The organism is Rhizobium sp. 01L410, from assembly GCF_056400165.1.
In genome coordinates this window covers 122,089-144,975 of record NZ_JBFTST010000003.1, presented here as the reverse complement: position 1 = coordinate 144,975, position 22,887 = coordinate 122,089, and the positions used below count along the sequence as shown (strand labels likewise).

Sequence of the window (22,887 nt, the reverse complement as noted above, 5' to 3'; positions counted from 1 at the left end):
TAAGTCAGCCGGTAATCTTGGCCAGGAATGCGGTGAGATCATCGGTCACGAAATCGATGTGATCCTCCTCGCCGCTGGTCTTTTCCCACCATTCGACAACCGTGTCTTCAAGGTTGTTCGGCACCAGGAGAACGGTGCTCATCCCAAGCGCCTTCGGCACAACGAGATTGCGCGGCAGGTCCTCGAACATCGCAGCCTTCTTGGTCTCCACCCGCTTCAAGGCCGTGAACTTGTCATAGGTCGCCTGCGCCGGCTTCGGCACGAAATCGGCGGCGACGATATCGAAGATGTCGTCGAAATGCTCAAGAATGCCAAGCGCACCCGCCGCCATCTCGGCATGCTTGACGCTGCCATTGGTGAAGATGAACTTGCGCCCCGGCAGCGCCTTGATCGCCTCTCCAAGCTCCGGATGCGGCGACAGCGTCGTATAGTCGATCGCGTGCGCCTTCTCCAGAAAGTCGTTCGGATCGATGCCGTGATGGATCATCAGACCCTGCAACGTGGTGCCATGGTCGTAATAATACTGCTTCTGCAGCTTGCGCGCCTCATCCCGCTCCATCTGCAGCAGCGCCGACACATAGGCCGTCATGTTCTTGTCGATCTGCGCGAAGAGATTGATGTGATGCGGGTAGAGCGTGTTGTCGAGGTCGAAGACCCACTCGCTCACATGCTCGAAGTCGGATTTTTCAGGGGTGCGATCGATCTTTGTCATGCGCGTCTTATGGCATGAGCCCGGGATCATCGACAATCGAAAATAGACGCCCGATTTCGGGCGGACGGCGGTTCGACGGGATGGTAGAAGGGCTTTATGCTGTTCGATCTGCCCGACGATGACGCGCTTTACGATGCGCTGATTGCCCGAAGCTCCGATTACGAGGGGCTCGCCTATGCCTGCGTCAAGACGACCGGCGTCTTCTGCAGGCTGACCTGCCCGGCGCGAAAGCCGAAGCGGGAGAACACGCTCTTTTGCGGCTCGGTCTCGGCCTGCATGCAGTCGGGATTCCGGCCGTGCCAGCGGTGCAGGCCGTTGGAGCAGGCGGGGCGGGAGCCTGTTGTCGACGATCTCCTGAAGGCGCTCGACCGTGATCCCTCCGCGCGCTGGACGGAGGATCGCCTCACCGATCTCGGCTACGATCTTTCGACGGTACGCCGCGCCTTCAAGCGCGCGCTCGGGATGACTTTTCTTGACATCGCCCGCTACCGCAGGCTCGGGCAGGCTGCCAAGCAGATCGCTGATGGCGGCTGCATTATCGATGCACAGCTAGACGCAGGCTATGAATCGGCAAGCAGTTTTCGCGCCGCCTTTCACCGGATGATCGGCATGGCGCCCGCCATCGTCCAGAACCGCGAACTGCTCTTTGCCGATCTCTTCGATACACCGCTCGGGCCGATGATCGCAGTGGCCGATCACACGCATGTGCATCTGCTGGAGTTCCACGACCGCAAGGCGTTGGCAAAGGAGCTGGAGAGCCTGCAGCGCAAGACGCGCTCTACCGTTGCCGCCGGGCGTACGCCGGCAATAGAACGGATCGAGGCGGAGATGAAAGCCTATTTCGCGGGGCGGCTGAGGGAGTTCGAAACGCCGCTTGCCCTTGCCTTTGGAACAGCTTTCGAGCGGGAGATATGGTCGAGGCTGATGCGCATCCCGGTGGGCGAGACGCGCGCTTACGGCGACATCGCCCGCGACATGGACAATCCGCAAGTCGTAAGGGCAGTCGGCCGCGCGAATGGCGCCAACCAGATTGCCGTCGTCATCCCTTGCCACCGGCTGATCGGCGCGGATGGATCGCTGACCGGCTATGGCGGCGGCCTCTGGCGCAAGCAGTGGCTGTTGAAACACGAAGCAGAAATGCGGGCAGCGAGGCCCGAAATGGAGGAAGCATCATGAACCAGGCGGATAAGGCAAAGGCATTCGAAGCGTTGCACCGGAAGGGAACGCCCGTTGTTCTCTACAATATCTGGGATGCCGGAACGGCAAAGGCGGTTGCCGAAGGCGGCGCCAAGGCGCTGGCGACCGGCAGCTGGTCGGTGGCTGCGGCGCAGGGCTATGCGGACGGGCAGAAGCTGCCTATGGATGTGCTCATCGCCACCGCCCGGTCGATCGCTGCGTCAACCGATCTGCCGCTCTCCGTCGATTTCGAAGGCGCCTATTCGGAAGAGCCGGATCGCGTCGCGGCCAATGTCGCCAAGGTCATCGATACTGGGGCCATCGGCATCAATTTCGAGGACCAAGTCGTCGGCAGCAAGGGGCTGCATTCCCCGGAAAAGCAGGCGGCCAAGATCAGGGCGATCCGCGCCATGGCCGATGCCCGCGGCATTCCGTTTTTCATCAATGCCCGCACCGATCTTTTCCTGGCAGAGAGCGATCCGTCGAAACACGCCGCTCTTGCCGATGAAGCAATCGAGCGCGGCAGGGCCTATGCGGCGGCCGGTGCCCGCGGGTTCTTCGTGCCGGGCCTTGCGGATGCCAGGCTGATCGAAAAGATCTGTGCCGCATCGCCGCTGCCTGTGAACATCATGATGCGGGCCGGCGTGCCTGACGTGAAGACCCTGGCAAGCCTCGGCGTCGGCCGGGTCAGCTATGGCCCCGGACCCTATCGGGCAATGATGGAAAAGCTGAAGGAAGCCGCGGCAGCGGTTTACGCCGCCGCGCCTTGACCGGTGATCAGGGGACGATCAGCGTGCCCGCACCATGTTCGGTGAAAATCTCGAGCAGGACGGAATGAGCCGTCTTGCCGTTCAGGATGACGACGCCCTGGACGCCGGCCTTGATGGCGTCGATGCAGGTCTCGACCTTCGGGATCATGCCGCCGGAGATCGTACCGTCGGCGATCAGCGCATGCGCCTGGGCGACGGAGAGTTCCTTGATCAGGTTGCCCTGCTTGTCGAGAACGCCGGGAACATCCGTCAGGAACAGCAGGCGGGTGGCGTTCAGCGCACCGGCGATCGCACCTGCAAACGTATCGGCATTGATGTTGTAGGTCGCACCGTCACGGCCGGGAGCCACCGGCGCGATGACGGGGATCATCTCGGAGCGGGCGAGCAGGTCGAGCAGCGTGCGGTCCACTTCGACGACTTCGCCGACGAAGCCGAGATCGAGAACGCGCTCGATGTTGGAATCCGGGTCCTTGATCTTCTTCTGCGCCTTTTCGGCGAAGACCATGTTGCCGTCCTTGCCGCAAAGGCCGATCGCCCATTCGCCCGTCTGGTTGATGAGCGCGACGATCTCCTTATTGATCGAGCCCGCGAGAACCATTTCCACGATCTCGACGGTCTTCGCGTCGGTGACGCGCAGCCCGCCTTCGAACTTGGATTCGATGCCCATCTTGGTGAGCATGGCGCCGATCTGCGGGCCGCCGCCATGGACGACGATCGGGTTGACGCCGGATTGCTTGAGAAGCGCGATATCGCTGGCGAAGGCCTTGCCGAGCTCGGGATTGCCCATGGCGTGACCGCCATATTTCACGACGATCGTCTTGTTCTCGTAGCGCTGCATGAAAGGCAGCGCCTGCGCCAGAAGATGCGCCTGCATTTCGCTTTCGGACTGGTTCATGGCTTACCCCGCAGAATGGATCGCGGGCCTTTTATCTCAAGTTTTTGACAGATGGAATAATGCGTTGCGCATTAGTTTGACGGCCTCTTGTCAATTTTGCGCCCGTCCCTCTATGTAAGGGTATATTAGGGAGAGCGGCAGCGGCATGACCGGCGATGAACTCGCAAGACTGATTGGCCGCGTGGCGATGTCCGACCGGCAGGCCTTCGTCGCCCTTTACAGGGAAACGAGCCCGAAACTTTTCTCCATCTGCCTGCGTATCTTGAAAGACAGGGCGGAAGCCGAAGAGGCGCTGCAGGAGATCTATGTGAAGATCTGGCAGCGCGCCAAGGTTTTCGCGTCGTCGCAGGGCGCACCCACTGCCTGGCTTGCGGCAATAGCGCGCAACCAGGCGATCGATACCATGCGCGCGCGAAAGCCCGTCAGCGACGAGCTCGATAGTGCCTATGATCTTGCCGACTCCGCACTCGATCCGGAAAAGCAAGCTGTGATGAGTGATGAAGGAAGGCGGATTGACACCTGCATGGAAGAGTTGGAAGCTGACAGGGCGACGTCGGTTAGGCGGGCCTATGTCGAAGGACTGAGCTACCAGGAACTTGCCGACCAATTCGGCGTTCCGCTCAACACCATGCGGACATGGCTGCGGCGCAGCCTTTTGAAGCTGAGAGAGTGCATGGAACGATGACATCGCCCGATCAAAGCAAGGGAGGCCGCTCTCGCGACGAAGTGCTCGCAGGCGAGTATGTGCTTGGCGTTCTCTCTTACCAGGATCGGCGGGTTGTCGAAGAGCGTATGCGCCGTGATCGCCAGTTTGCGGCGATCGTCAGCCGCTGGGAAACCAATCTTTCCGCTTTCAACGACGAGTATGAGACAGTTGCGCCGAGCCGCGAAACCTTCAAGCAGGTCGAAGCCCGTCTCTTTGGCGATCCCGCGCACGCGCCGTCTTTCTCGCGTGGTCTATGGAATTCGGCTGTCTTCTGGCGTTCGCTGACTTTCGCCTCGCTGGTCGTTGCCGCCGGAGCGATCATCTTCGCCTCCGGCATCGTACCGCCGCCACAGGGGGCGGCACCATTGGTTGCGGAACTGTCGGCAGCCGGCAGCCAGGTCAATCTGCTGGCCTCGTATCAGGCCGATACCGGCCACCTGCGCATTATACCGGTCGCTGCGGGCAAGCCGGAAGAAAAGTCTCTGCAGCTCTGGCTCGTTCCGGGCAGCGGCGGGCCGCAGTCGCTGGGCGTGTTCCAGCCGGGCGAGGGCGGTGAACTGGTCATCCCGGCAAACTTGCGCAGCCAGATCGGCGAGGGCGCGACCTTCGCCGTCAGCCTCGAGCCGTTCGGCGGCTCATCGACGGGCGCTCCGACCGGACCGGTCGTTGCCAGCGGCGCGGCACACCGCCCGTAAAATTCTTTCCTGTCGCCGAAACTCTTTTCCGCTGCCGCCCGTAGCTTCAATGACCGGGCAGCACGAGGCATCAGGCCAGTGCCTGCAGCCGGCGTCGAGGAGAACAATCATGATCACGTCCGCTTTGCGCACCATCGCGCTTGCCACTGCCGTGTCCGCAATCGCCTTTGCAGCGCAGGCCAAGAATCCGATGGTCGGTGGTGCCGCGATGTACCCCACCAAGAACATCGTCGAAAACGCAGTGCATTCCAAGGATCACACCACCCTGGTCGCCGCGGTTAAGGCCGCGGGCCTGGTCTCGACGCTTGAGGGCAAGGGCCCGTTCACGGTGTTTGCGCCCACCAACGAAGCCTTCGCAGCTCTTCCAGCCGGCACCGTCGATACGCTGCTGAAGCCGGAGAATAAGGCCCAGCTCACCAAGGTTTTGACCTGCCATGTCGTCGCGGCCGACGCGATGTCGAAGACAGTCGCCAAGATGATCAAGGATGATGGCGGCGAGCACGACATCAAGACGGTCGGCGGCTGCATCATCAAGGCCAAGGAAAGCATGGGCAAGATTACGTTGACCGATGAAAACGGCGGCGTCGCTCATGTGACCATCGCCGACGTCAAGCAGTCGAACGGCGTGATCCACGTCATCGACAAGGTGCTTCTGCCGAAGATGTAAATGATTGCAGGCAGGAGAATGTGGGGAGGCGCCTTTCGGGGCGCCTCTTTCATTTCCAGTTGCTGATTTCCACCGTCTCGGCGATCGCCTGCCTGAGGTCATCGAGCCCTTCGGCCTTTTCGGACGAGGTCGCGACCACGAACGGGTAGGCGGCAGGTCGCTTCTTGATCTTCTCGAGCGTCTCGGCGAGCAGCTTCGCGACCGCAGGCGGCTTGATCTTGTCGGTCTTGGTCAGCACGATCTGATAGGAGACGGCAGCCTTGTCGAGCAGCGTCAGCACGTCTTCGTCGTTCTTCTTGATACCGTGACGGCTGTCAATCAGCACATAGACGCGCTTCAGCGTGGCGCGGCCACGCAGATAGTCGAAGACCAGTTTCGTCCAGGCATCGACGTGATCCTTCGGTGCCTGGGCATATCCGTAGCCCGGCATGTCGACGAGCGCCATCGGCGGCATGTCGCCATCGGCGCCGGAATAGCCGTCCGGAACGAAATAATTGAGTTCCTGGGTCCGTCCCGGCGTGTTCGACGTGCGCGCCAGCCCCTTGTGCCCGACCAGCGCATTGATCAGCGACGACTTGCCGACATTCGAGCGTCCGGCAAAGGCGATTTCGAATGGGCCTTCCGGCGGCAGGAATTTCATGGAGGGCACGCCACGGATGAAGATCCAGGGCCGCCCGAAGAGGGGCTTATCGTTCTTTTCTGTCATGGGCTGCCTTATAGATCATTTCTGCCGCCAAGAAAAAGCCCCGCCGGAGCGGGGCTTTTCTAAGTCTACTTGGATGGCGCCGGTTTTCGTTTGAAGACGCCCTTCAGATTGTCGAAGAGCTCGATCTTCACGCCGTGGCGCTTCATGATCACCGACTGCTGGATGACCGAGAGCGTGTTGTTCCAGGCCCAGTAGATGACCAGACCGGCCGGGAAGCTCGCCAGCATGAACATGAATACCAGCGGCATCCACGTGAAGATCATGGCCTGGGTCGGATCCGGCGGCGTCGGGTTCATGCGCATCTGCAGGAACATCGTGATGCCCATGATCAGCGGCCAGACACCCAGATGCAGCAGGGTCGGCGCCTCGAAGGGAAGCAGGCCGAAAAGATTGACGATCGAGGTCGGATCGGGAGCCGAAAGGTCCTTGATCCAGCCGAAGAACGGCGCGTGGCGCATTTCGATGGTGATGTAGATCACCTTGTAGAGCGAGAAGAAGATCGGGATCTGCAGCGCGATCGGCCAGCAACCGGCGACAGGATTGATCTTCTCGTCCTTGTAGAGCTGCATCATCGCCTGCTGCAGACCCATGCGGTCGTCGCCGAACTTGGCCTTCAGCTCCTCCATTTTCGGCTGCATGCGCTTCATGTTCGCCATCGAAGCGTATTGCTTGCTGGCGAGCGGGAAGAACAGTGCCTTGACGACGATGGTGGTTAGCAGGATCGCCACGCCGAAATTGCCGAAGTAACGGAAGAAGAAGTCCATCAATTTGAACATCGGCTTCGTCAGGAAGTAGAACCAGCCCCAGTCGATCAGTCGATCGAAGCGCGGGATCTCGTAGGAGGCCTCATAGCCGTCGATAACCGGAACTTCCTTGGCGCCGGCGAAGACGAGGCTCTTCAGCTCGACGGACTGGCCGGGAGCGATGCTGACCGCATCTTCCTTGTAGTCTGCCTGATAGCTCGGCTGCGTGCCCGGATAGTAGGCGAAGCGCGCCTCATAGGCGGACTTCTGCGGCGGAACGATCGTTGCCGCCCAGTATTTGTCGGTGATGCCGAGCCAGCCGCCGGTGGACTTGGCAGGCGTAACGGCTTCCTTTTCGACAGCCGTGTACTTGCTCTCGACTAGACCGTCTTCGCCGATAACGCCGATGAAGCCTTCATGCAGCACGTAGACCGAAGGCGTGGTCGGCTTGTTGTAGCGCGTGACGCGGCCGTAGGACGAGATCGATGCAGCAGCCGCACCGCTGTTCGTCACCTTGTCGGCGATGGTGAACATGTAGCGCTCATCGACCGAGATCGTGCGCGCGAAGGTCAGGCCCTTGTCGTTCGTATAGGTGAGCGTAACGGGAGTCTTTTCCGTCAGCTTCGCGCCTTCCGGTGCCGTCCACACGGTCGATGCGCCCGGAACCGTACCTGTCTGATCGCTGCCGACGTAACCCAGTTCGGCAAAGTAGCCGTCCTTGGTTTCAGCCGGCGAGAACAGCGTGATGATCGGGCTGCTCTTGTCGACGGTCTCGTGATAGCCCTTGAGCTTCAGGTCGTCGAGGCGGGCGCCCGTCAGGTTGATCGTGCCCGAAAGAGCCGCGGTATTGATCGCGACACGCGGCGACTTGGCGAGTGCTTCTTCGCGCGTCGCGACCGTTGCCACCTGGCCGCTCGGAGCGGCGCCGCTCGTCTGAGCCGGCTGTGCGCCACCGGCGGCAGGCGTCTGCGTCTGCTCGGTGGTCTGCTGCGCCTTCTGAGCTTCCTGCGCCTTGCGCTGCGCTTCGATGCGCGGATTCATATAGAGGAACTGCCAGCCAAGAACGATCAGCACCGAAAGAGCGATCGCAATGAAATAATTGCGGTTGTTTTGCATCATACGTTCCTGGAGCGGTCTTCACTCGACCGCTTTTGTTTCGGCTTGTTTTCAACGCGGGCTTTGAGCTCCGCAGTCAATTGTTGGAAAGATGCTTTCAAGACATCCCTTCTCGCGACAACCACATAGTCGTGTCCGGCTTGCATTGCAAACCCTGCATGAAGCCGCACCGCCTCTTTAAGACGCCGCCGCATGCGGTTTCTTTCGACTGCGTTGCCATGTTTCTTGGTGACTGTGAAGCCGACGCGGGCTTCGGTGTCGGGTTCCTTGCGATCGAGTACCTCGAGCAGGAAGAAGCCGCCCCTGCGCTTTTCGCCTACGCGAACAGCAAGAAACTGCGGGCGGCTTTTCAGCCGCCCGACAGTCATTTCTTCTTGTTCTTTTTTGGTCGTCAATTCGCCCGCCATCTCTTATCGGGCAATTCCGGCCTTAAGCCGAAAGACGATTGCGGCCACGTCCGCGGCGAGCGGCGATAACCTTGCGGCCACCGGCAGTAGCCATACGTGCACGGAAACCGTGGCGGCGCTTGCGGACAAGCTTGGATGGTTGGTAAGTACGCTTCATTTATTTTAATACCGCGGAGTGCGGCCCTTCTTACGTTTTGCAAAGTGCAAGGAGCGTTATTTTTGCGAACGGGCGAGGCCAAAAGACCTATAGTGACCGGACGTGCGGCGGCTTATAGGGACGGTCGCCAAAAAAGTCAATTATAGCCGTAAAAATCGTCCACGCGGCCTGCCCGCTAAAGCGCCAATGTGCAAAAAGTCGCATCAGGGTGTTAACGACTACGACAATACCCCATGAGTTGAATTTTGCTGAAGTTCTTCTGAGGTAGCCACGATTTCCCATTGATTCGGTCTTGCTGATTGCAATTTTTGCGAAAAATCTGCTGTGAGCCCGAATAATAGGGATAATTTCTTGTAGTCGTAATAGCTAAAATCCGAAACATAACTTTAAGAAATTTCGCCGATATTTTGGTCATTCGGCTGGGAATTTGCTTTCCAGTCTCTCTTCACCCCCTAGGGAGACTATACTTTGAAAATTCGTGGAAAGATCAATTTGCTTGTCAGCGTTATGGCTGGCGTTGCGCTGGTCATCGGCGCGACGGCATTGTTCGCTATGAACGAGTATAACAATAAGCTGACCGCCTATGAAAGCGCTTCCAGCCGCGCTTATGCCGGCGAGCGTCTCAATCGTTTCGTCACTGCAACCGTGATGGAAGCCCGTGGCATCTATGCCTCCAAGGAGATCAAGGACGTCGCTCCTTTTGCCAAAGGCATCAACACCGATCTCGACGAGATCGACAAGGTGATCGCTGGCTGGGCGCCGCTGGTTCCTGAGAGCCAGAAGGATAGCTTCGGCAAGCTCGTCGATCGCTCCAAGGAATTCCGTGCCTTCCGCACCGAGACTGCACGTCTCGGCACCGAAGTCGGCCCTGCAGCCGCAAACGATCAGGGTAATAACGACGCCAACCGCGCCAACCGCAAGGCCTTCCAGGCCGAGATCGACGCAATCGTCAAGACCGACAAGGCCGAACTCGATGCCGTCGATGACGAGATCGAGGCCTTCCGCAACTCTGTCTTTTGGCTTGTGCTTGCGATCACCACGATCGGTATCGCTGCGGGCGTCGGCCTTGGCTTCTATATCGGTACCAGCCACCTCAGCCGCCCGATCAAGAAAGTGACGACCGCGATCAAGGAAGTCGCCGACGGCAATTTCGAAGCGGAAGTGCCCTATGCAGGCCGCCAGGATGAAATCGGCGACATGGCCGCGGCCGTTGCCGTCTTCAAGGAAAACGGCCTCGCCATCAAGCGCCTCAACGCCCAGGAAACGGCGATGCGCGCCAAGAGCGATGACCTGCAGTCGAGCATGTCCGTCGTCGTTGCCTCCGCTGCCGCCGGTGATTTCAGCCGCCGCATTGAGAAGGACTACGAGGACGAAAGCCTCAACCATTTCGCAGGCAACATCAACTCGCTGCTCTCCAGCGTCGACACCGGCGTCAACGAAACCCGCCGCGTCATTGCAAGCCTTGCCGATGGTGACCTGACGCAGACGATGCGCGGTGAGTTCCAGGGCGCCTTTGCCGAACTGCAGCAGAACGTCAACAGCACCTTCGTGACGCTGCAGACAACGATGCGCGAAGTTCGCGAAACGACCGAAGCCATCAACGGCAACACCAACGAACTGCGCGTTGCGACCGACGATCTGTCGAAGCGTACCGAGCAGCAGGCTGCCGCACTGGAAGAAACCTCTGCCGCTCTCGACGAGATCACGGCGGTTGTCCAGAATTCGACCGAGCGTGCCCAGGAAGCCAGCGTCATGGTCTCCGAAGCCAAGGACAAGTCGGGTGCATCCGGCGTCGTCGTCCGTAATGCGGTCGATGCCATGGGCCGCATCGAGCAGGCATCCCGCGAGATCAGCCAGATCATCAACGTCATCGACGAGATCGCCTTCCAGACCAACCTGCTGGCGCTCAATGCAGGCGTTGAGGCAGCGCGTGCCGGCGAGGCAGGCAAGGGCTTTGCGGTTGTCGCTCAGGAAGTCCGCGAACTGGCTCAGCGTTCGGCAACCGCTGCCAAGGACATCAAGGCGCTCATCACCAAGTCGGGCGATGAAGTCAATGTCGGCGTGAAGCTGGTGCAGGCAACCGGCGAGGCGCTGTCGGAAATCGAGACCCGCGTCATCGCCATCAACGACCACATCCATTCGATCGCAACCGCGGCGAAGGAACAGTCGACCGGCCTCAAGGAAGTCAACACCGCCGTAAACCAGATGGACCAGGTGACCCAGCAGAATGCGGCAATGGTCGAGGAAACCTCGGCTGCGACGCACAAGCTGTCTGCCGAAGCCGATGGCCTCGTCCGCCTCATCTCGCGCTTCAAGGTCTCCAACGGCCCTGCGCCGCAGGTGGCCGTTGCCCGCCGTGAGGAGCATCGCCCGGTGGCCTCGCCTGCGCGCCGCGCCATGAACACCGTCGCCCGCGCCTTCAACGGCAATGCGGCGGTCGCAGAGCAGAGCTGGGAAGAGTTTTGATCTCCGAATCCACAGCTTTCTAATCGGAAACGCCGCCTTCGGGCGGCGTTTTCTTTTGTGACGACTTGCCGCGCCTCGCGAAGATTTGAAAGCAGATCGCAAACCGTCTATTATAAGTCTCTGCCTCGCAGGCGCTTGCGCCGAACGGAAACAGCGATGCCGGTGCAAGACCAAAGCGAAATGCCAGTGAATATGACGGCTGCGGGCGGCGAACGCCCTGCAGGGTGGTTTGGCGGGCTCTCCGGCAAGCTGCTCTGGATGACCGTGCTTTTCATCATGCTGGCCGAAGTTCTGATCTTTTTCCCGTCGGTTGCCAGCATGCGCATCCGCTGGCTTGACGACAAGCTCAACACCGCTGCCGCTGCCGCCATCGTCATCGATGGCCTTCAGCCCGTCGAGCTGCCGCGCATGCTCCAGAAGGAAACCCTGGAGGCAACCGGCACCAAGGCGATCGTACTTCGCAAGGACGGCACCTCGCGGCTTCTGGCCATGACCGAGATGCCGACCTCCGTCGATGAGCAGTACGATCTGACGAAAGTCACTCCCGTAAACGCCATCTGCGATGCGCTCGATACGCTGATCTTCGGCGGCAACCGGATGATTCGCGTCTATGGCCCGGTCGGCGATACCGCGACGGGCGTCGAAGTGGTGATGAAGGACAGGGCGTTGCGCAATGCGATGTTCGTCTATGCACGAAACGTTCTGCTTCTGTCGGTCCTGATCTCGCTGTTCACCGCGACGCTGGTTTTCTTCGTTATCAACCGCATCCTGATCCGCCCGATCCGCAATCTGAGCGGCAGCATGCAGCAGTTTTCGACGGATCCGGAGAACCCGCAGAACGTCTTTGTCGGCGATGGCGGACGGGACGAGCTGGCAGTCGCCGGCCGTCATCTGACGGCGATGCAGATCGAATTGCAGAAGACCTTGAAGCAGCAGAAGAACCTTGCAGCGCTCGGCCTTGCCGTCTCCAAGATCAATCATGACATGCGCAACATTCTGGCTTCGGCGCAGCTGATGTCCGACCGTCTCGTCGATGTCGACGATCCGATGGTGAAGAGTTTTGCGCCGAAGCTGCTCAGAACGATCGACCGCGCCGTCGGCTACACGACCGAAGTCCTGTCTTATGGCCAGACGACCGAATCGGCGCCGCGCCGACGCCGCATCCGGCTGCTGGAATTGACCCAGGACGTTCGTGACATGCTGGCCATAGATCCCGCCAGCGGCATCGAGTTTCTGGAGCAGATGCCCAGCGACATCGAGATCGACGGCGACAACGAGCAGCTCTTCCGGGTGATCCACAATCTCTGCCGCAATGCGCTGCAGGCGTTGATGATGCCCGGCGAACTCGGTGCCGGTGGCGTCAAGCGCATCACCGTCTCCGCGCAACGCGTCGGCAGCGTGGTCAGCATCATCATCGACGATACCGGTCCTGGCATGCCGCTGAAAGCTCGTCAGAACCTTTTCACCGCCTTCCGCGGTTCGGCCCGCTCCGGCGGCACCGGCCTCGGTCTGGCGATTGCTCGTGAGCTTGTGCTTGCCCACGGCGGCACCATTGCTCTTGTGGAAAAGCCCTCAGCGGGCACGCAGTTCCGCATCGAAGTGCCGGATCGCCCGGTTTCGCTGGAAGATTACCGCATCCGCAGCCACGCTGAAAAGTAAAGCAAAATTCACAGATCAGCTCTGAAGATCGAAAGTCGCGATTTTTTCACAAAGCCTATTGCATTCCCCCGGAGGAGGCTTTAGAGGATCGCCACGCAAGCGGTTCAGCCGCTTCGAGACGCACCCGTAGCTCAGCTGGATAGAGCACCAGACTACGAATCTGGGGGTCAGGAGTTCGAATCTCTTCGGGTGCGCCACTCATTTTCTTTCCTTGAAAATCATCGAGTAGCCTAGCTTCGCGCAACCTTGCGCGGCTATCTGCGTCTGGCGCCGGATTGTCCGGAGGCAGGCAGGAGTGAATGCGATGAAGACAAGAATGTTGGTTGCGGTGTCGGTTGCTGGAGCGGCAGCCTTGCTTTCCGGTTGCGTCGATCGGGCCAACTCTCCGGTTCTTTATCCCGTCGGTACGCCGGTCAATCCATCCTTCGTCGCGCATACGATGTGCATGGGCGAAGGCAATGCCGCCTATGACGAATCCATGCGGCTCTACAAGGAGCGCTCGCAGATCAGCGGCCAATACGACCAGAGCGAGGGCGAGGCCGTGTCGCGTAGCGCTGCCCGGCGGGCTTATACCGCCTGTGCTTCCTCCGAAGGCTATCGCGCCGTCTACGATCAGTAGGGCGTTACACGCTTCCTCTCGACACTAGGAGCGGGCTCCACCGGCGCCCGATCGCACTGTGGCTGAAAAAGCAGCTGCGGCGGCATCAGACATATTGCCTCCGGCGAGCTGCCTGCCCATGTAAAGCTGGCACGGAACGGGATCGTTCCGCCTGCACGAGGCTGACGCCGCCGGCGCTGTCATCAGGCGCCAGGGAGCACGTCGCCAGCTCAGCGACTTCGCCTGTTTTCACGCATCCATAAGGGAGGAAAGACCATGTCCGCTTTGAATGCCGCGCAATCCGGCACCTTCAAGATCGGCGGCGATCTCGAGGTCAACCGTCTGGGCTTCGGCGCCATGCGCGTCACCGGCCGGGGTATCTGGGGTGAACCTGCCGATCACGCCGAATCCATCCGCACACTGAAGCGTCTTCCAGAGCTTGGCGTCAATTTCATCGATACGGCCGATTCCTATGGGCCCGACGTTTCCGAATGGCTGATCAAGGAAGCCTTGCATCCCTATAGCCACGGCTCGGTCATCGCCACGAAGGGTGGCTTGACCCGCCATGGTCCCGACATCTGGCTGCCGCTCGGCCGCCCAGAATATCTGATCCAGCAGGTGCACAAGAGCCTACGCAATCTCGGGGTCGAACAGATCGATCTCTGGCAGCTGCACCGCATCGACCCGAAGGTGCCGGCCGGCGAGCAATTCGATACGATCAAGTCGCTGCAGGCCGCCGGGCTGATCCGGCATGCGGGATTGAGCGAGGTTTCGGTGGCCGATATCCAGGCTGCATCGAAGTACTTCAAGGTCGCAACGGTCCAGAACCGCTATAACCTCGTCGATCGCACCAGCGAGGACGTGCTCGATTACGCGGAAAAGCACAATATCGGTTTCATCCCGTGGTATCCACTTGCTGCAGGCGATCTGGCAAAGCCAGGCTCGCTGCTGGATACGATCGCCAGGAAGCACAATGCCGCGCCGAGCCAGATCGCGCTCGACTGGGTGCTGAAGCGCAGCCCGGTGATGCTCCCGATCCCCGGTACCTCCAAGGTCAAGCATCTGGAAGAAAACGTCGCAGCTGTCGGCATAACGCTGTCCGAGGAGGAATTCACCGCCCTCGACGCGGAAGGCAGGAAGCTCTTCAAGGCCGCTTGACGTCATCATCGGGACGCGGCGGCAATTAGGCTGCCGTGTCCTTCTTCACGATCAAACTCTGCGCAGATATTTGACCATCTGATTAAAATTGCTGTAAAATGAGGCATATTCTCAAGATTGATACACTTAGTCATGCGCTTTTTGCATTGCTGCGTTGCGGTATTATCCCTATTCCTGACCAAATGAATGGGCTATCTATATCTCCGTAAGCAGCGCACTCCTCCTCCCAGCGCTCTTACGCCGACTGGTAACACTCCTCCTCCCAGTTGCCAGTCAAGATCAAGAGCTCGGTGCACCTCCTCCCGCACCGAGCTCTTTTCTATTTCAGCTCTCGAAAATTATTCGCCGATCCGAGCCACGCCGGTCTCGCCGTTGTCGCGCGTCCACTTCACCTTGCCGGCCCCAGCCCGCTCCAGCTGGAAGCACATCGGTGCGCCCTTGTACCAGGTCTGGAACTTCTGGCAGAGCTGGTCCGATTGGATCCACCATTTGCCGGTATCGCTGGGCTTGAAATAGCGCCCGAGGCCGATCGCCTTGCCGCTGCCGTCCACTGCGCCGGATGTGTGGTAGTTGAGCGGCAGTTCGCCGCCGAGCGGCGTCGCGAGATAGATCGTCCTGCCGATGATGTCACGGCGGATATCGTCTTCGGCGAGGCGTTCCGCGCGGGCGAGGGATGGAAGCAGCAGGGTCGTCGAAGCAAGAGCGATAAGAACGGCTTTCATGGCGTCCATCCGATTTGTCCCGGGGTCAGAGGCAATAACGGCAAAGCCGGGCGCAAAGTTTCACCATGTCCACGATCGCTGCCTTATTTGACTCCGCTCCTGCCGACGTCTTATTTGGGCCGTAGCCGCATTGCCGGTATTCGAAGAGGAGAATGCATGCTGGGCGGCTCGGGAGCCATGCGCAGGACGCTTGCGGCGGTAATGCTGTCGGCTTTTATCCTGTCGGGATGCGGTGGCCGCGCGACCGGCGTCATGACGCCGGTTGGCTCCGTTCAGCCCGGCACATCGCAGGTCAATCTGCTGGTCGCCACGACGCGCGCGCCGGATACCGATCCCGGCGTGCTGTTCTCCGGCGAACGCGGCACCGGTCTGCTGGTCAATGCCGTCGATGTCTCGATCCCGCCGGAGGCCAATCGCAAGGTCGGTCAGGTCCAGTGGCCGACACGCTTGCCCGCGGATCCCCTGCGCAATTTCGTCACCGTCTCCGTCGATCCGCTGCAGGGAGAGAAGGCAGGCGAGGGATGGCTAAAGGGTCATATGCCGAAGAGCCGCCGCGTGCTGATCTTCGTGCACGGCTTCAACAACCTCTACGAGGACGCCGTCTACCGCTTTGCCCAGATCGTCCACGATTCGCATGCGGACGTGGCGCCGGTGGTTTTTACTTGGCCCTCCCGCGGTTCGATCTTCGACTACAATTACGACAAGGAAAGCACCAATTATTCGCGCGACGCGCTGGAGGAGCTGCTGCGGCGCACGGCCGATAACCCCGCCGTCAGCGACGTCACCATCATGGCCCACTCGATGGGAACCTGGCTGACCGTCGAGGCGCTCCGGCAGATGGCGATCCGCGACGGGAAAGTCGCGTCGAAGATCAACAACGTCATCCTCGCTTCTCCCGATCTCGATGTGGACGTCTTCGGCCGCCAGTTCGCCAGCCTCGGCAAGGAGAAGCCGCATTTCACCATCTTCGTGTCGCGCGACGACCGGGCACTGGCACTGTCGCGGCGGATCTCCGGCAATGTCGATCGCCTCGGCCAGATCGACCCGTCGGTGGAGCCTTATCGCAGCAAGCTCGAAGCCGCCGGCATCACCGTGCTCGACCTGACCAAGCTCAAGGGCGGCGACCGGCTGAACCACGGAAAGTTTGCAGAAAGCCCCGAAGTCGTGAAGCTGATCGGTGATCGCCTGATCGCAGGCCAGACCATCACCGACTCCAATGTCGGGCTTGGCGAAGCTGTCGGTGCTGTTGCGATCGGTGCCGCGCAGACCGTCGGCAGCGCCGCCAGTGTTGCCGTCAGCACGCCGATTGCGATCTTCGATCCGCGCACCCGGCGCAACTATGATGCGCAGCTGAAGCGCCTTGGTCAGTCGGTGGAAAACACTGCAGGCTCCGTCGGCGACAGCGTCGGGGCAGGGCTGCCGAGCCAGTGAAAATTTCCATAGGCAAGGTCCGCGATCTGATATATCACGTCGATTGACGGCGGCTGCAGGCGGCCCCGCTATGATGGATGACGCGATGACTGAAGACGTGAAGCGAACAGTTGCAGTGATTGGCGCGGGCGTGATCGGCGCCTCGATTGCCTTCGAGCTTCAAAGGCGCGGGTTTCAGGTCACGCTGATCGACAAGGGTGGACCGGGCCGCGGCACGTCCTACGGCAACATGGCGAGCATCGCGCTCGATTTCGCCGCCGGATCCGGCCCCGCCACCTGGAAGAAGATCCCCCGCTGGCTTCTCGATCCCGAGGGTCCGGTGTGGCTTCGCCCATCCTACGCGCCGAAGATGCTGCCATGGTTCCTGCGCTTCATCGCCGCCGGACGGCCCTCGCGTCTGCGGCAGATCGAGGATGCCGGGATGCTGCTGACCGGACGCGCGCTCGCCGATACCCGCGCCATGCTTTCGGCAATCGGCGCGCCTGAACTGATGACCGATGAAGGCTGCCTCGCAATCTACGAGACCGAGTCGGAGTTTGCCGGTGATCGCGGCCATATCGAGATGATGCAGCGCTACGGCTTCGAGTTCGAGGTGCTGAACGGCGGCGCGATCCAGCATTATGAGCCGGCGCTGTCGTCCAAGGTCGCCAAGGCGGTATTGCTGCCGGACAACAAATCGATCCGCGAACCCTACCAGCTCGTCGTTAAGCTGGCCGCTGCCGCAGAGGCAGCCGGTGCGCGGTTCCTGTCGGGTAGCGTGCGCAGCATCGAGCGCAAGCCGGGGGGGCCGTCGGCCGTTATTCTGGAAAGCGGAGGCCGCATCGAGGTTGATTCCGTTATCGTTGCCGCCGGTGTTCATACCCGTGATCTCGCTGCAAAGCTTGGAGAACCGATCCCGCTGGAAACCGAGCGTGGTTATCACACTCAGATCATGAAACCGGGCATTGCCATGCGCTATTCGGTGATCTGGCCGCATCGCGCCTTCATGGTCACGCCGACGGCAGGCGGCATTCGCGTCGGCGGCAATGTCGAGCTCGCAGGCCTCGATGCCGCGCCTGATTTCCGCCGTCCACGGGTTCTCGTGCGCCATGCGCAGCGCGTGCTGCCCGGCTTGAAGGTCGAGGATACCAGCGAGTGGATGGGCCATCGCCCCGCATTGCCTGATACCATCCCAATCATATCGGCCTCGTCGAAGGTGCCGGGTATTTTCTATGCCACCGGACACGGCCATCTCGGCCTGACGCTTGCCGCCACGACGGCGCAGCTGATTGGCGATATGGTCTCGGGCACAAAGCCGGCGATCGACATGACGCCGTTCCGCATCGATAGATACTGATTTGCACGACGAGCCGGTCTGGCTCTCTTTGGAAGGACGAGACGGATGAGATGGAAGCGCACGATCCAGCTTCTGGATGTTCATTGCGAGGGTGAAATCGGCAAGGTCGCGATCGGCGGCGTCCCGAAGATTCCTGGCGAAACGGTGGCGGCTCAACTGCACTGGCTGAACACCGATCCGAAGGGCACCGAGCTTCGCCGCTTTCTCTGCCTTGAGCCGCGCGGCGCGCCGATCGGCTCGGTCAATCTCCTGCTGCCCGCCAAGCATCCGGATGCCGATGCGGCCTTCATCATCCTGCAGCCCGATCAGGCGCATGCAAGCTCGGGCTCGAACTCGATCTGCGTGACGACGGCCCTGCTGGAATCCGGCATCGTCGAGATGAAGGAGCCAGAAACGGTGGTGACGCTCGAGACCGCGGCCGGTTTGGTCAAGGCAGTCGCAACCTGCCGCGACGGTCGCTGCGAGAAGGTCCGCCTGACCATGGTCCCGGCCTTCGTTCACGAGCTCGATGTCGACGTCGAGACGCCGGAATGGGGCACGATCAAGGTCGATCTTTGCTATGGCGGCATTTTCTATGCGCTTGTCGATGTCGGCCAGATCGGTTCGAAGATCGAGAAGTCGAATGCCGCCGAGCTGGTACGCGCCGGCATGGTTCTCAAGGATATCATCAACCGCGACATCAAGGTTGTTCACCCCGAAATCCCGGCGATCTCAGGCGTTGCTTATGTGATGTTCCGCGATATCGAGCCTGACGGAGCGGTGCGCACCTGCACGACCATGTGGCCCGGCCGCGCCGACCGCTCGCCCTGCGGTACCGGCAGCTCGGCAAACCTGACGACACTGCATGCCCGCGGCAAGGCCAAGCCCGGCGACATCTTCACGTCGCGTTCGATCATCGGCTCGGAATTCGAAGTTGGCCTGCAGTCGGTCACCGAGGTCGCCGGACGCCCGGCAATCATCCCGACCATCACCGGTCGCGGCTTCACCTTCGGCCTCTCCCAGGTCGCCCTCGATCCCTTCGACCCCCATCCGGGCGGTTTTGCCCTGACTGATGTCTGGGGTCCGCAGGCGGGTGAGATTTAAACGGAATGCCGGGCTTTAGAGCCCGGCAGCTTTTCGCAAGGCGGCGTTCATTCGCCCCTGCCATCCCCGGCCGGTTTCCCGGAATTTGGCGATGACATCTTCGTCGATGCGCAGCGTCACCTGCTTCTTTGGATGCTCGACAGGAGGCCGGCCACGCGAACGGCGCTGCTCGTCCATTGCGTCAAAGAACGCCTGAGGCAGAACCTCCTTCGCAGGACGCAGGGCCGCGAGTTCTTCATCGGTTAGCGGCAGTGAATCGACCGCATCCCAATCGTCCTTGGAGTAGCCGCGGCCAGGCTGAAAGGTCTTTATTGTTTTGGCCATTGAAGCTTGCTCCTTTCCTTGGCGTTTGCCTTACGGAAGCTGATGATTGAAATCGCTTCACTTCCAAGCAACGCGAAGATCACGACGGCCGTTCCGTCGCGGTAGTAGCCCACTGCTTTCATCCGCTGTCTGCCGTCCGCGTCGGGCCTCGCGATTTCGATCGCGGCATTTTGCCAGTCGAACTCGCCGACCTCGGCAAAGTCGAATCCGTGTTTATCCAGATTTGCCTGCCGTTTCGGTTCGTCCCAAACGATCTTCATGATTTAATGTAGTTACGTTTATTTGCGTTGGCAACAGGAAGTGCGCAGCCCGCTCAATACTCGAAGGGGTCGGTCTTCCCCTTTGCTGTGGCATGCTGACCGGCGGCATGCGGATAGATCACGCCCTTGCGCAGGATGATGTTGGCATAAAGCCGGGGTTCGCTGGTTTGGATCAGCGCATGGGCGGCGCGGACGCGGCCGTAGAAGTCCTGGCCGATCAGCGGTACGACGGGCTGATACGGTTCGTGTCTGGCGCAGCAGTCGATCATCTCCTCATGCACCGGATCGAGCTTGTCGCGCTCGGCCTTCACCGTAGAGCGGAAAATCGCTTCGGGTACGAAATCGTCGATCGGCAGCACGCTGAGCACCGCATCGAGAACCGGGATGAGGCCATGGCCATCGAGGCGGATCAGCCGGCGCGCGTGTTCGACGCCTGGATAGTTGCCGTCGACGATGGCGATTTCGTCGCCGTGGCCCATGGCGCGCAGCGTCGAAAGCAGTTCCGGACTCAAGAGCGGATCAAGCCCCTTCAGCATTTTCAATCTCCTTGAACAGCACGTTCTGGTCGGTGAGATAGCGCGCAAAGATCGGAAGGCTCGCCCCGCCGATCGCCCGCGCCTGTGATCCCACCGCACCTTCGATAATCTCCGGCATGACGACGCCCTGAAGGTCGAGCTTTTCCGCCTCGTGTATGGTCGCGCGCACGATGCGTTCGCGCACCCAGCCGGGGAAGCCGCCATCGATCACCGCGGCGCTGAAATCGATAATCGAGGCTGCGGCGACGATCCCCTGTGCCAGCGCCTTGGCGGAGTCCTGGATCCAGAGCTCCATCGCCTCGCCGAAATCGACCCAGTCGTCGGCAGAATACCAGAGCGGTTCGGGATCGATGCCGCGCTCACGCAGCATGTTTTCGAGCACGAAGATCGAAGCGATTTCAAGAAGCTGCAGCGTCTCGCCATTCTTGCCGCGGACGGGCAGGGGGCCGATCGCGCCGGCCGTTCCGGTGCGCCCGGAAAAGATCGCCGAGTTCAGCACGATACCACCGCCGATGAACGAGCCGATGAAGAAATAGACGAAATCAGGATAGGATGGCCCGACGCCGAAAACCAGTTCGGCGCCGCAGGCGCTGGTGGCGTCGTTCTGCAGGAAAACGGGATAGGAGACCCGTTTCGTCACTTCGGCCTGCAGGTCGAGGCCGCGCCAGACATCCATGGCGCCAGGCGGCGAGCCGACCTCCTCCGCCCAGTTCCACAGCTCGAAGGGGGCGGCGATGCCGATGCCGGCGATGCGGCTGCGCTCTTTCGCATCCAGCCGGTTTTCGAGTTCGGCGATCCCCGAAACGATGAAATCGAGGAAGTCGCCGGGCAGCGGATAGGCGTAGGTCTTGTGCAGCTGCATGCGGATATTGCCGACGAAATCCATCAACACCAGATCGGCGCTTCGCCGGCCCATCTTCACGCCGAAGGAATAGACGGCATCCGGATTGAGATGCATGGGAATGGATGGCTGGCCCACGCGCCCGCGCACGGGAGCGCCGCGTGACAACAGGCCGTCCTTTTCCAGCTCCCGCATGATGACCGAGACGGTCTGGGCCGAAAGGCCGCTGCGGCGCGCGATATCCGCCTTCGACAGGGCGCCGTAGAGGCGCACCAGCGATAGCACGAGCCGCTCGTTATAGGCGCGCACCCGGATCTGGTTTGCGCCCCCAGCGGGGTTCAGAATTGGCGGTGCGGCCGGCGCATGCGCCGGGCCTTCCAGGGACGACATTGGGCACTCCTCCCGATCATCGGCCTATGCCCTATTTTCAACCACCATGCCACATCGAATTAATAATTCAATTGGATTTATTTATTGACAAGCGATTTTCTTTTCGCTTTTAATCGCCATCGTGAACGGCATCGAACGGTCTTGGAGGAGGCTTCCGGCGAAATCCGAGGCGGCGTTCGTGCTTGAAAATACGGGTCCGGCCATCGTGGCGATCCGCTTAATCTCTGGGAGGAGTTCTCGTGAAGAAATCAGTTCTCGCTTTCGGCGCGCTCGCACTCGGCGTCGCCTTCTCGGCTCCGGCAATGGCCGCCGACGTTTCGGCCTGCCTCATCACCAAGACCGATACCAACCCCTTCTTCGTCAAGATGAAGGAAGGCGCGACTGCCAAAGCCAAGGAACTCGGCGTTACGCTGAAGTCCTACGCCGGCAAGATCGACGGTGACAGCGAAAGCCAGGTTGCCGCTATCGAAACCTGCATCGCCGATGGCGCCAAGGGTATCCTGATTGCTGCTTCCGACACCAAGGGCATCGTTCCCAACATCAAGAAGGCCCGCGATGCCGGCCTGCTCGTCATCGCGCTCGACACCCCGCTTGAGCCGATCGATTCCGCCGACATGACCTTTGCGACCGACAACCTGCTCGCCGGCAAGCTGATCGGCCAGTGGGCCAAGGAAACACTCGGCGACAAGGCTGCCGATGCCAAGGTTGCCTTCCTCGATCTGACCCCGTCCCAGCCTTCCGTCGACGTTCTGCGCGACCAGGGCTTCATGATGGGCTTCGGTATCGACCCGAAGGATCCGAACAAGATCGGTGACGAAGACGACAAGCGCATCGTCGGCCACGACATCACCAACGGCAACGAAGAAGGCGGCCGCACCGCGATGGAAAACCTTCTCCAGAAGGATCCGACCATCAACGTCGTCCACACCATCAACGAACCGGCTGCTGCCGGCGCCTATGAAGCGCTGAAGGCTGTCGGCCGCGAGAAGGACGTGCTGATCGTGTCCGTCGACGGCGGTTGCCCGGGCGTCAAGAATGTTGCCGACGGCGTCATCGGCGCCACCTCGCAGCAGTACCCGCTGCAAATGGCCGCTCTCGGCATCGAAGCGATCAAGAAGTTCGCAGACTCCGGCGAAAAGCCGAAGCCGACTGAAGGCAAGAACTTCTTCGACACCGGCGTCACCCTCGTCACCGACAAGCCGGTTTCCGGCGTCAAGTCGATCGACACCAAGGAAGGCCTCGGCAAGTGCTGGGGTTGATCCCAGCCTAGCCTGAACCAAAACGCGGAGATGCCCAGCGGCATCTCCGCTCCCTGCTCATCTTTGACAGCGCG

The 22,887-nt window shown here is 60.7% G+C and carries 24 protein-coding genes and 1 tRNA gene; 14 read left to right on the top strand and 11 right to left on the bottom strand.

Annotation, left to right across the window (positions count from 1 at the left end):
* Positions 1–4: 4 nt before the first annotated feature.
* On the bottom strand, positions 5–712 hold the full coding sequence (locus AC1DV9_RS07920) for a pyrimidine 5'-nucleotidase (protein WP_112385290.1): 708 nt from the start codon (positions 710–712) through the stop codon (positions 5–7).
* A gap of 96 nt (positions 713–808) precedes the next feature.
* Here AC1DV9_RS07920 and AC1DV9_RS07915 point away from each other — a divergent pair, with 96 nt between their 5' ends.
* Positions 809–1,888 carry a bifunctional transcriptional activator/DNA repair enzyme AdaA gene (locus tag AC1DV9_RS07915; RefSeq protein WP_477947111.1) on the top strand — a complete coding sequence of 360 codons (1,080 nt, stop codon included), beginning with the start codon at positions 809–811 and terminating at the stop codon, positions 1,886–1,888.
* Complete coding sequence (locus tag AC1DV9_RS07910; RefSeq protein WP_477947109.1) at positions 1,885–2,658, top strand: isocitrate lyase/PEP mutase family protein; 774 nt, start codon at positions 1,885–1,887, stop codon at positions 2,656–2,658. Before AC1DV9_RS07915 ends, AC1DV9_RS07910 begins: the two co-directional genes overlap by 4 nt.
* A gap of 7 nt (positions 2,659–2,665) precedes the next feature.
* Here the strand turns inward: AC1DV9_RS07910 and argB are convergent, their stop codons facing one another.
* On the bottom strand, positions 2,666–3,553 hold the full coding sequence (argB, locus tag AC1DV9_RS07905; protein WP_112514072.1) for an acetylglutamate kinase: 888 nt from the start codon (positions 3,551–3,553) through the stop codon (positions 2,666–2,668).
* A gap of 145 nt (positions 3,554–3,698) precedes the next feature.
* Here argB and AC1DV9_RS07900 point away from each other — a divergent pair, with 145 nt between their 5' ends.
* The 3 genes from AC1DV9_RS07900 (at position 3,699) to AC1DV9_RS07890 (ending at position 5,621) form a co-directional block, all read left to right on the top strand.
* Positions 3,699–4,238 carry a sigma-70 family RNA polymerase sigma factor gene (locus tag AC1DV9_RS07900; RefSeq protein WP_112385294.1) on the top strand — a complete coding sequence of 180 codons (540 nt, stop codon included), beginning with the start codon at positions 3,699–3,701 and terminating at the stop codon, positions 4,236–4,238.
* Positions 4,235–4,954: an anti-sigma factor gene (locus tag AC1DV9_RS07895; protein WP_477947107.1), complete on the top strand. Its 720-nt coding sequence runs from the start codon at positions 4,235–4,237 to the stop codon at positions 4,952–4,954. The genes AC1DV9_RS07900 and AC1DV9_RS07895 overlap by 4 nt, the downstream gene beginning before the upstream one ends.
* Before the next feature lie 109 nt (positions 4,955–5,063).
* Positions 5,064–5,621 (top strand): fasciclin domain-containing protein, encoded by a 558-nt coding sequence (locus AC1DV9_RS07890; protein WP_112444477.1) that lies wholly within the window; start codon positions 5,064–5,066, stop codon positions 5,619–5,621.
* A 49-nt stretch (positions 5,622–5,670) separates the two neighbouring features.
* Here the strand turns inward: AC1DV9_RS07890 and yihA are convergent, their stop codons facing one another.
* From yihA to rpmH, 4 genes are all read right to left on the bottom strand, one after another.
* On the bottom strand, positions 5,671–6,327 hold the full coding sequence (gene yihA, locus AC1DV9_RS07885; RefSeq protein WP_477947105.1) for a ribosome biogenesis GTP-binding protein YihA/YsxC: 657 nt from the start codon (positions 6,325–6,327) through the stop codon (positions 5,671–5,673).
* Positions 6,328–6,392: 65 nt separating this feature from the next.
* Entirely contained in the window at positions 6,393–8,186 is a 1,794-nt protein-coding gene (gene yidC, locus AC1DV9_RS07880) for a membrane protein insertase YidC (protein WP_477947504.1), read from the bottom strand.
* Positions 8,186–8,593: a ribonuclease P protein component gene (rnpA, locus tag AC1DV9_RS07875; RefSeq protein ID WP_112385298.1), complete on the bottom strand. Its 408-nt coding sequence runs from the start codon at positions 8,591–8,593 to the stop codon at positions 8,186–8,188. The genes yidC and rnpA overlap by 1 nt, the downstream gene beginning before the upstream one ends.
* A 22-nt stretch (positions 8,594–8,615) precedes the next feature.
* Positions 8,616–8,750 carry a 50S ribosomal protein L34 gene (gene rpmH / locus AC1DV9_RS07870; RefSeq protein ID WP_112385299.1) on the bottom strand — a complete coding sequence of 45 codons (135 nt, stop codon included), beginning with the start codon at positions 8,748–8,750 and terminating at the stop codon, positions 8,616–8,618.
* A gap of 468 nt (positions 8,751–9,218) precedes the next feature.
* Here rpmH and AC1DV9_RS07865 point away from each other — a divergent pair, with 468 nt between their 5' ends.
* From AC1DV9_RS07865 to AC1DV9_RS07845, 5 genes are all read left to right on the top strand, one after another.
* Complete coding sequence (locus AC1DV9_RS07865; RefSeq protein ID WP_477947103.1) at positions 9,219–11,216, top strand: methyl-accepting chemotaxis protein; 1,998 nt, start codon at positions 9,219–9,221, stop codon at positions 11,214–11,216.
* Between the two features lie 156 nt (positions 11,217–11,372).
* Complete coding sequence (locus AC1DV9_RS07860; protein ID WP_477947102.1) at positions 11,373–12,875, top strand: ATP-binding protein; 1,503 nt, start codon at positions 11,373–11,375, stop codon at positions 12,873–12,875.
* A 120-nt stretch (positions 12,876–12,995) separates the two neighbouring features.
* Positions 12,996–13,072, top strand: a tRNA-Arg gene (locus AC1DV9_RS07855).
* A 107-nt stretch (positions 13,073–13,179) separates the two neighbouring features.
* Positions 13,180–13,494 (top strand): hypothetical protein, encoded by a 315-nt coding sequence (locus tag AC1DV9_RS07850; RefSeq protein ID WP_477947101.1) that lies wholly within the window; start codon positions 13,180–13,182, stop codon positions 13,492–13,494.
* Between the two features lie 255 nt (positions 13,495–13,749).
* Positions 13,750–14,631, top strand: coding sequence for an aldo/keto reductase (locus tag AC1DV9_RS07845; protein ID WP_477947100.1), 882 nt, complete (start codon positions 13,750–13,752; stop codon positions 14,629–14,631).
* Positions 14,632–14,969: 338 nt separating this feature from the next.
* Here AC1DV9_RS07845 and AC1DV9_RS07840 read toward each other — a convergent pair whose 3' ends face one another.
* Positions 14,970–15,353: a hypothetical protein gene (locus AC1DV9_RS07840; RefSeq protein WP_112514347.1), complete on the bottom strand. Its 384-nt coding sequence runs from the start codon at positions 15,351–15,353 to the stop codon at positions 14,970–14,972.
* A 177-nt stretch (positions 15,354–15,530) separates the two neighbouring features.
* Between AC1DV9_RS07840 and AC1DV9_RS07835 the strand changes: the two genes are divergently transcribed.
* From AC1DV9_RS07835 to AC1DV9_RS07825, 3 genes are all read left to right on the top strand, one after another.
* Positions 15,531–16,784: an alpha/beta hydrolase gene (locus tag AC1DV9_RS07835; RefSeq protein WP_477947502.1), complete on the top strand. Its 1,254-nt coding sequence runs from the start codon at positions 15,531–15,533 to the stop codon at positions 16,782–16,784.
* Positions 16,785–16,869: 85 nt separating this feature from the next.
* On the top strand, positions 16,870–18,120 hold the full coding sequence (locus tag AC1DV9_RS07830) for an NAD(P)/FAD-dependent oxidoreductase (RefSeq protein ID WP_477947099.1): 1,251 nt from the start codon (positions 16,870–16,872) through the stop codon (positions 18,118–18,120).
* 45 nt (positions 18,121–18,165) lie between these two features.
* A complete protein-coding gene (locus tag AC1DV9_RS07825) occupies positions 18,166–19,203 on the top strand; it encodes a proline racemase family protein (protein ID WP_477947097.1) in 1,038 nt (345 codons plus the stop codon).
* A 15-nt stretch (positions 19,204–19,218) separates the two neighbouring features.
* Here the strand turns inward: AC1DV9_RS07825 and AC1DV9_RS07820 are convergent, their stop codons facing one another.
* The 4 genes from AC1DV9_RS07820 to AC1DV9_RS07805 are packed head-to-tail and all read right to left on the bottom strand — an operon-like array spanning position 19,219 to position 21,554.
* A complete protein-coding gene (locus AC1DV9_RS07820) occupies positions 19,219–19,527 on the bottom strand; it encodes a BrnA antitoxin family protein (protein WP_477947095.1) in 309 nt (102 codons plus the stop codon).
* Entirely contained in the window at positions 19,512–19,787 is a 276-nt protein-coding gene (locus tag AC1DV9_RS07815) for a BrnT family toxin (protein WP_112514063.1), read from the bottom strand. The genes AC1DV9_RS07820 and AC1DV9_RS07815 overlap by 16 nt, the downstream gene beginning before the upstream one ends.
* Before the next feature lie 53 nt (positions 19,788–19,840).
* Positions 19,841–20,323, bottom strand: a complete 483-nt coding sequence (locus AC1DV9_RS07810; RefSeq protein WP_477947093.1) for an RbsD/FucU family protein — start codon at positions 20,321–20,323, stop codon at positions 19,841–19,843.
* A complete protein-coding gene (locus AC1DV9_RS07805; protein ID WP_477947091.1) occupies positions 20,307–21,554 on the bottom strand; it encodes an ROK family transcriptional regulator in 1,248 nt (415 codons plus the stop codon). Before AC1DV9_RS07805 ends, AC1DV9_RS07810 begins: the two co-directional genes overlap by 17 nt.
* A 239-nt stretch (positions 21,555–21,793) precedes the next feature.
* On the opposite strand from AC1DV9_RS07805, the gene AC1DV9_RS07800 reads away from it, so the two are divergent.
* Complete coding sequence (locus tag AC1DV9_RS07800) at positions 21,794–22,813, top strand: sugar ABC transporter substrate-binding protein (RefSeq protein WP_112385308.1); 1,020 nt, start codon at positions 21,794–21,796, stop codon at positions 22,811–22,813.
* The last annotated feature ends 74 nt before the right edge of the window (positions 22,814–22,887 follow it).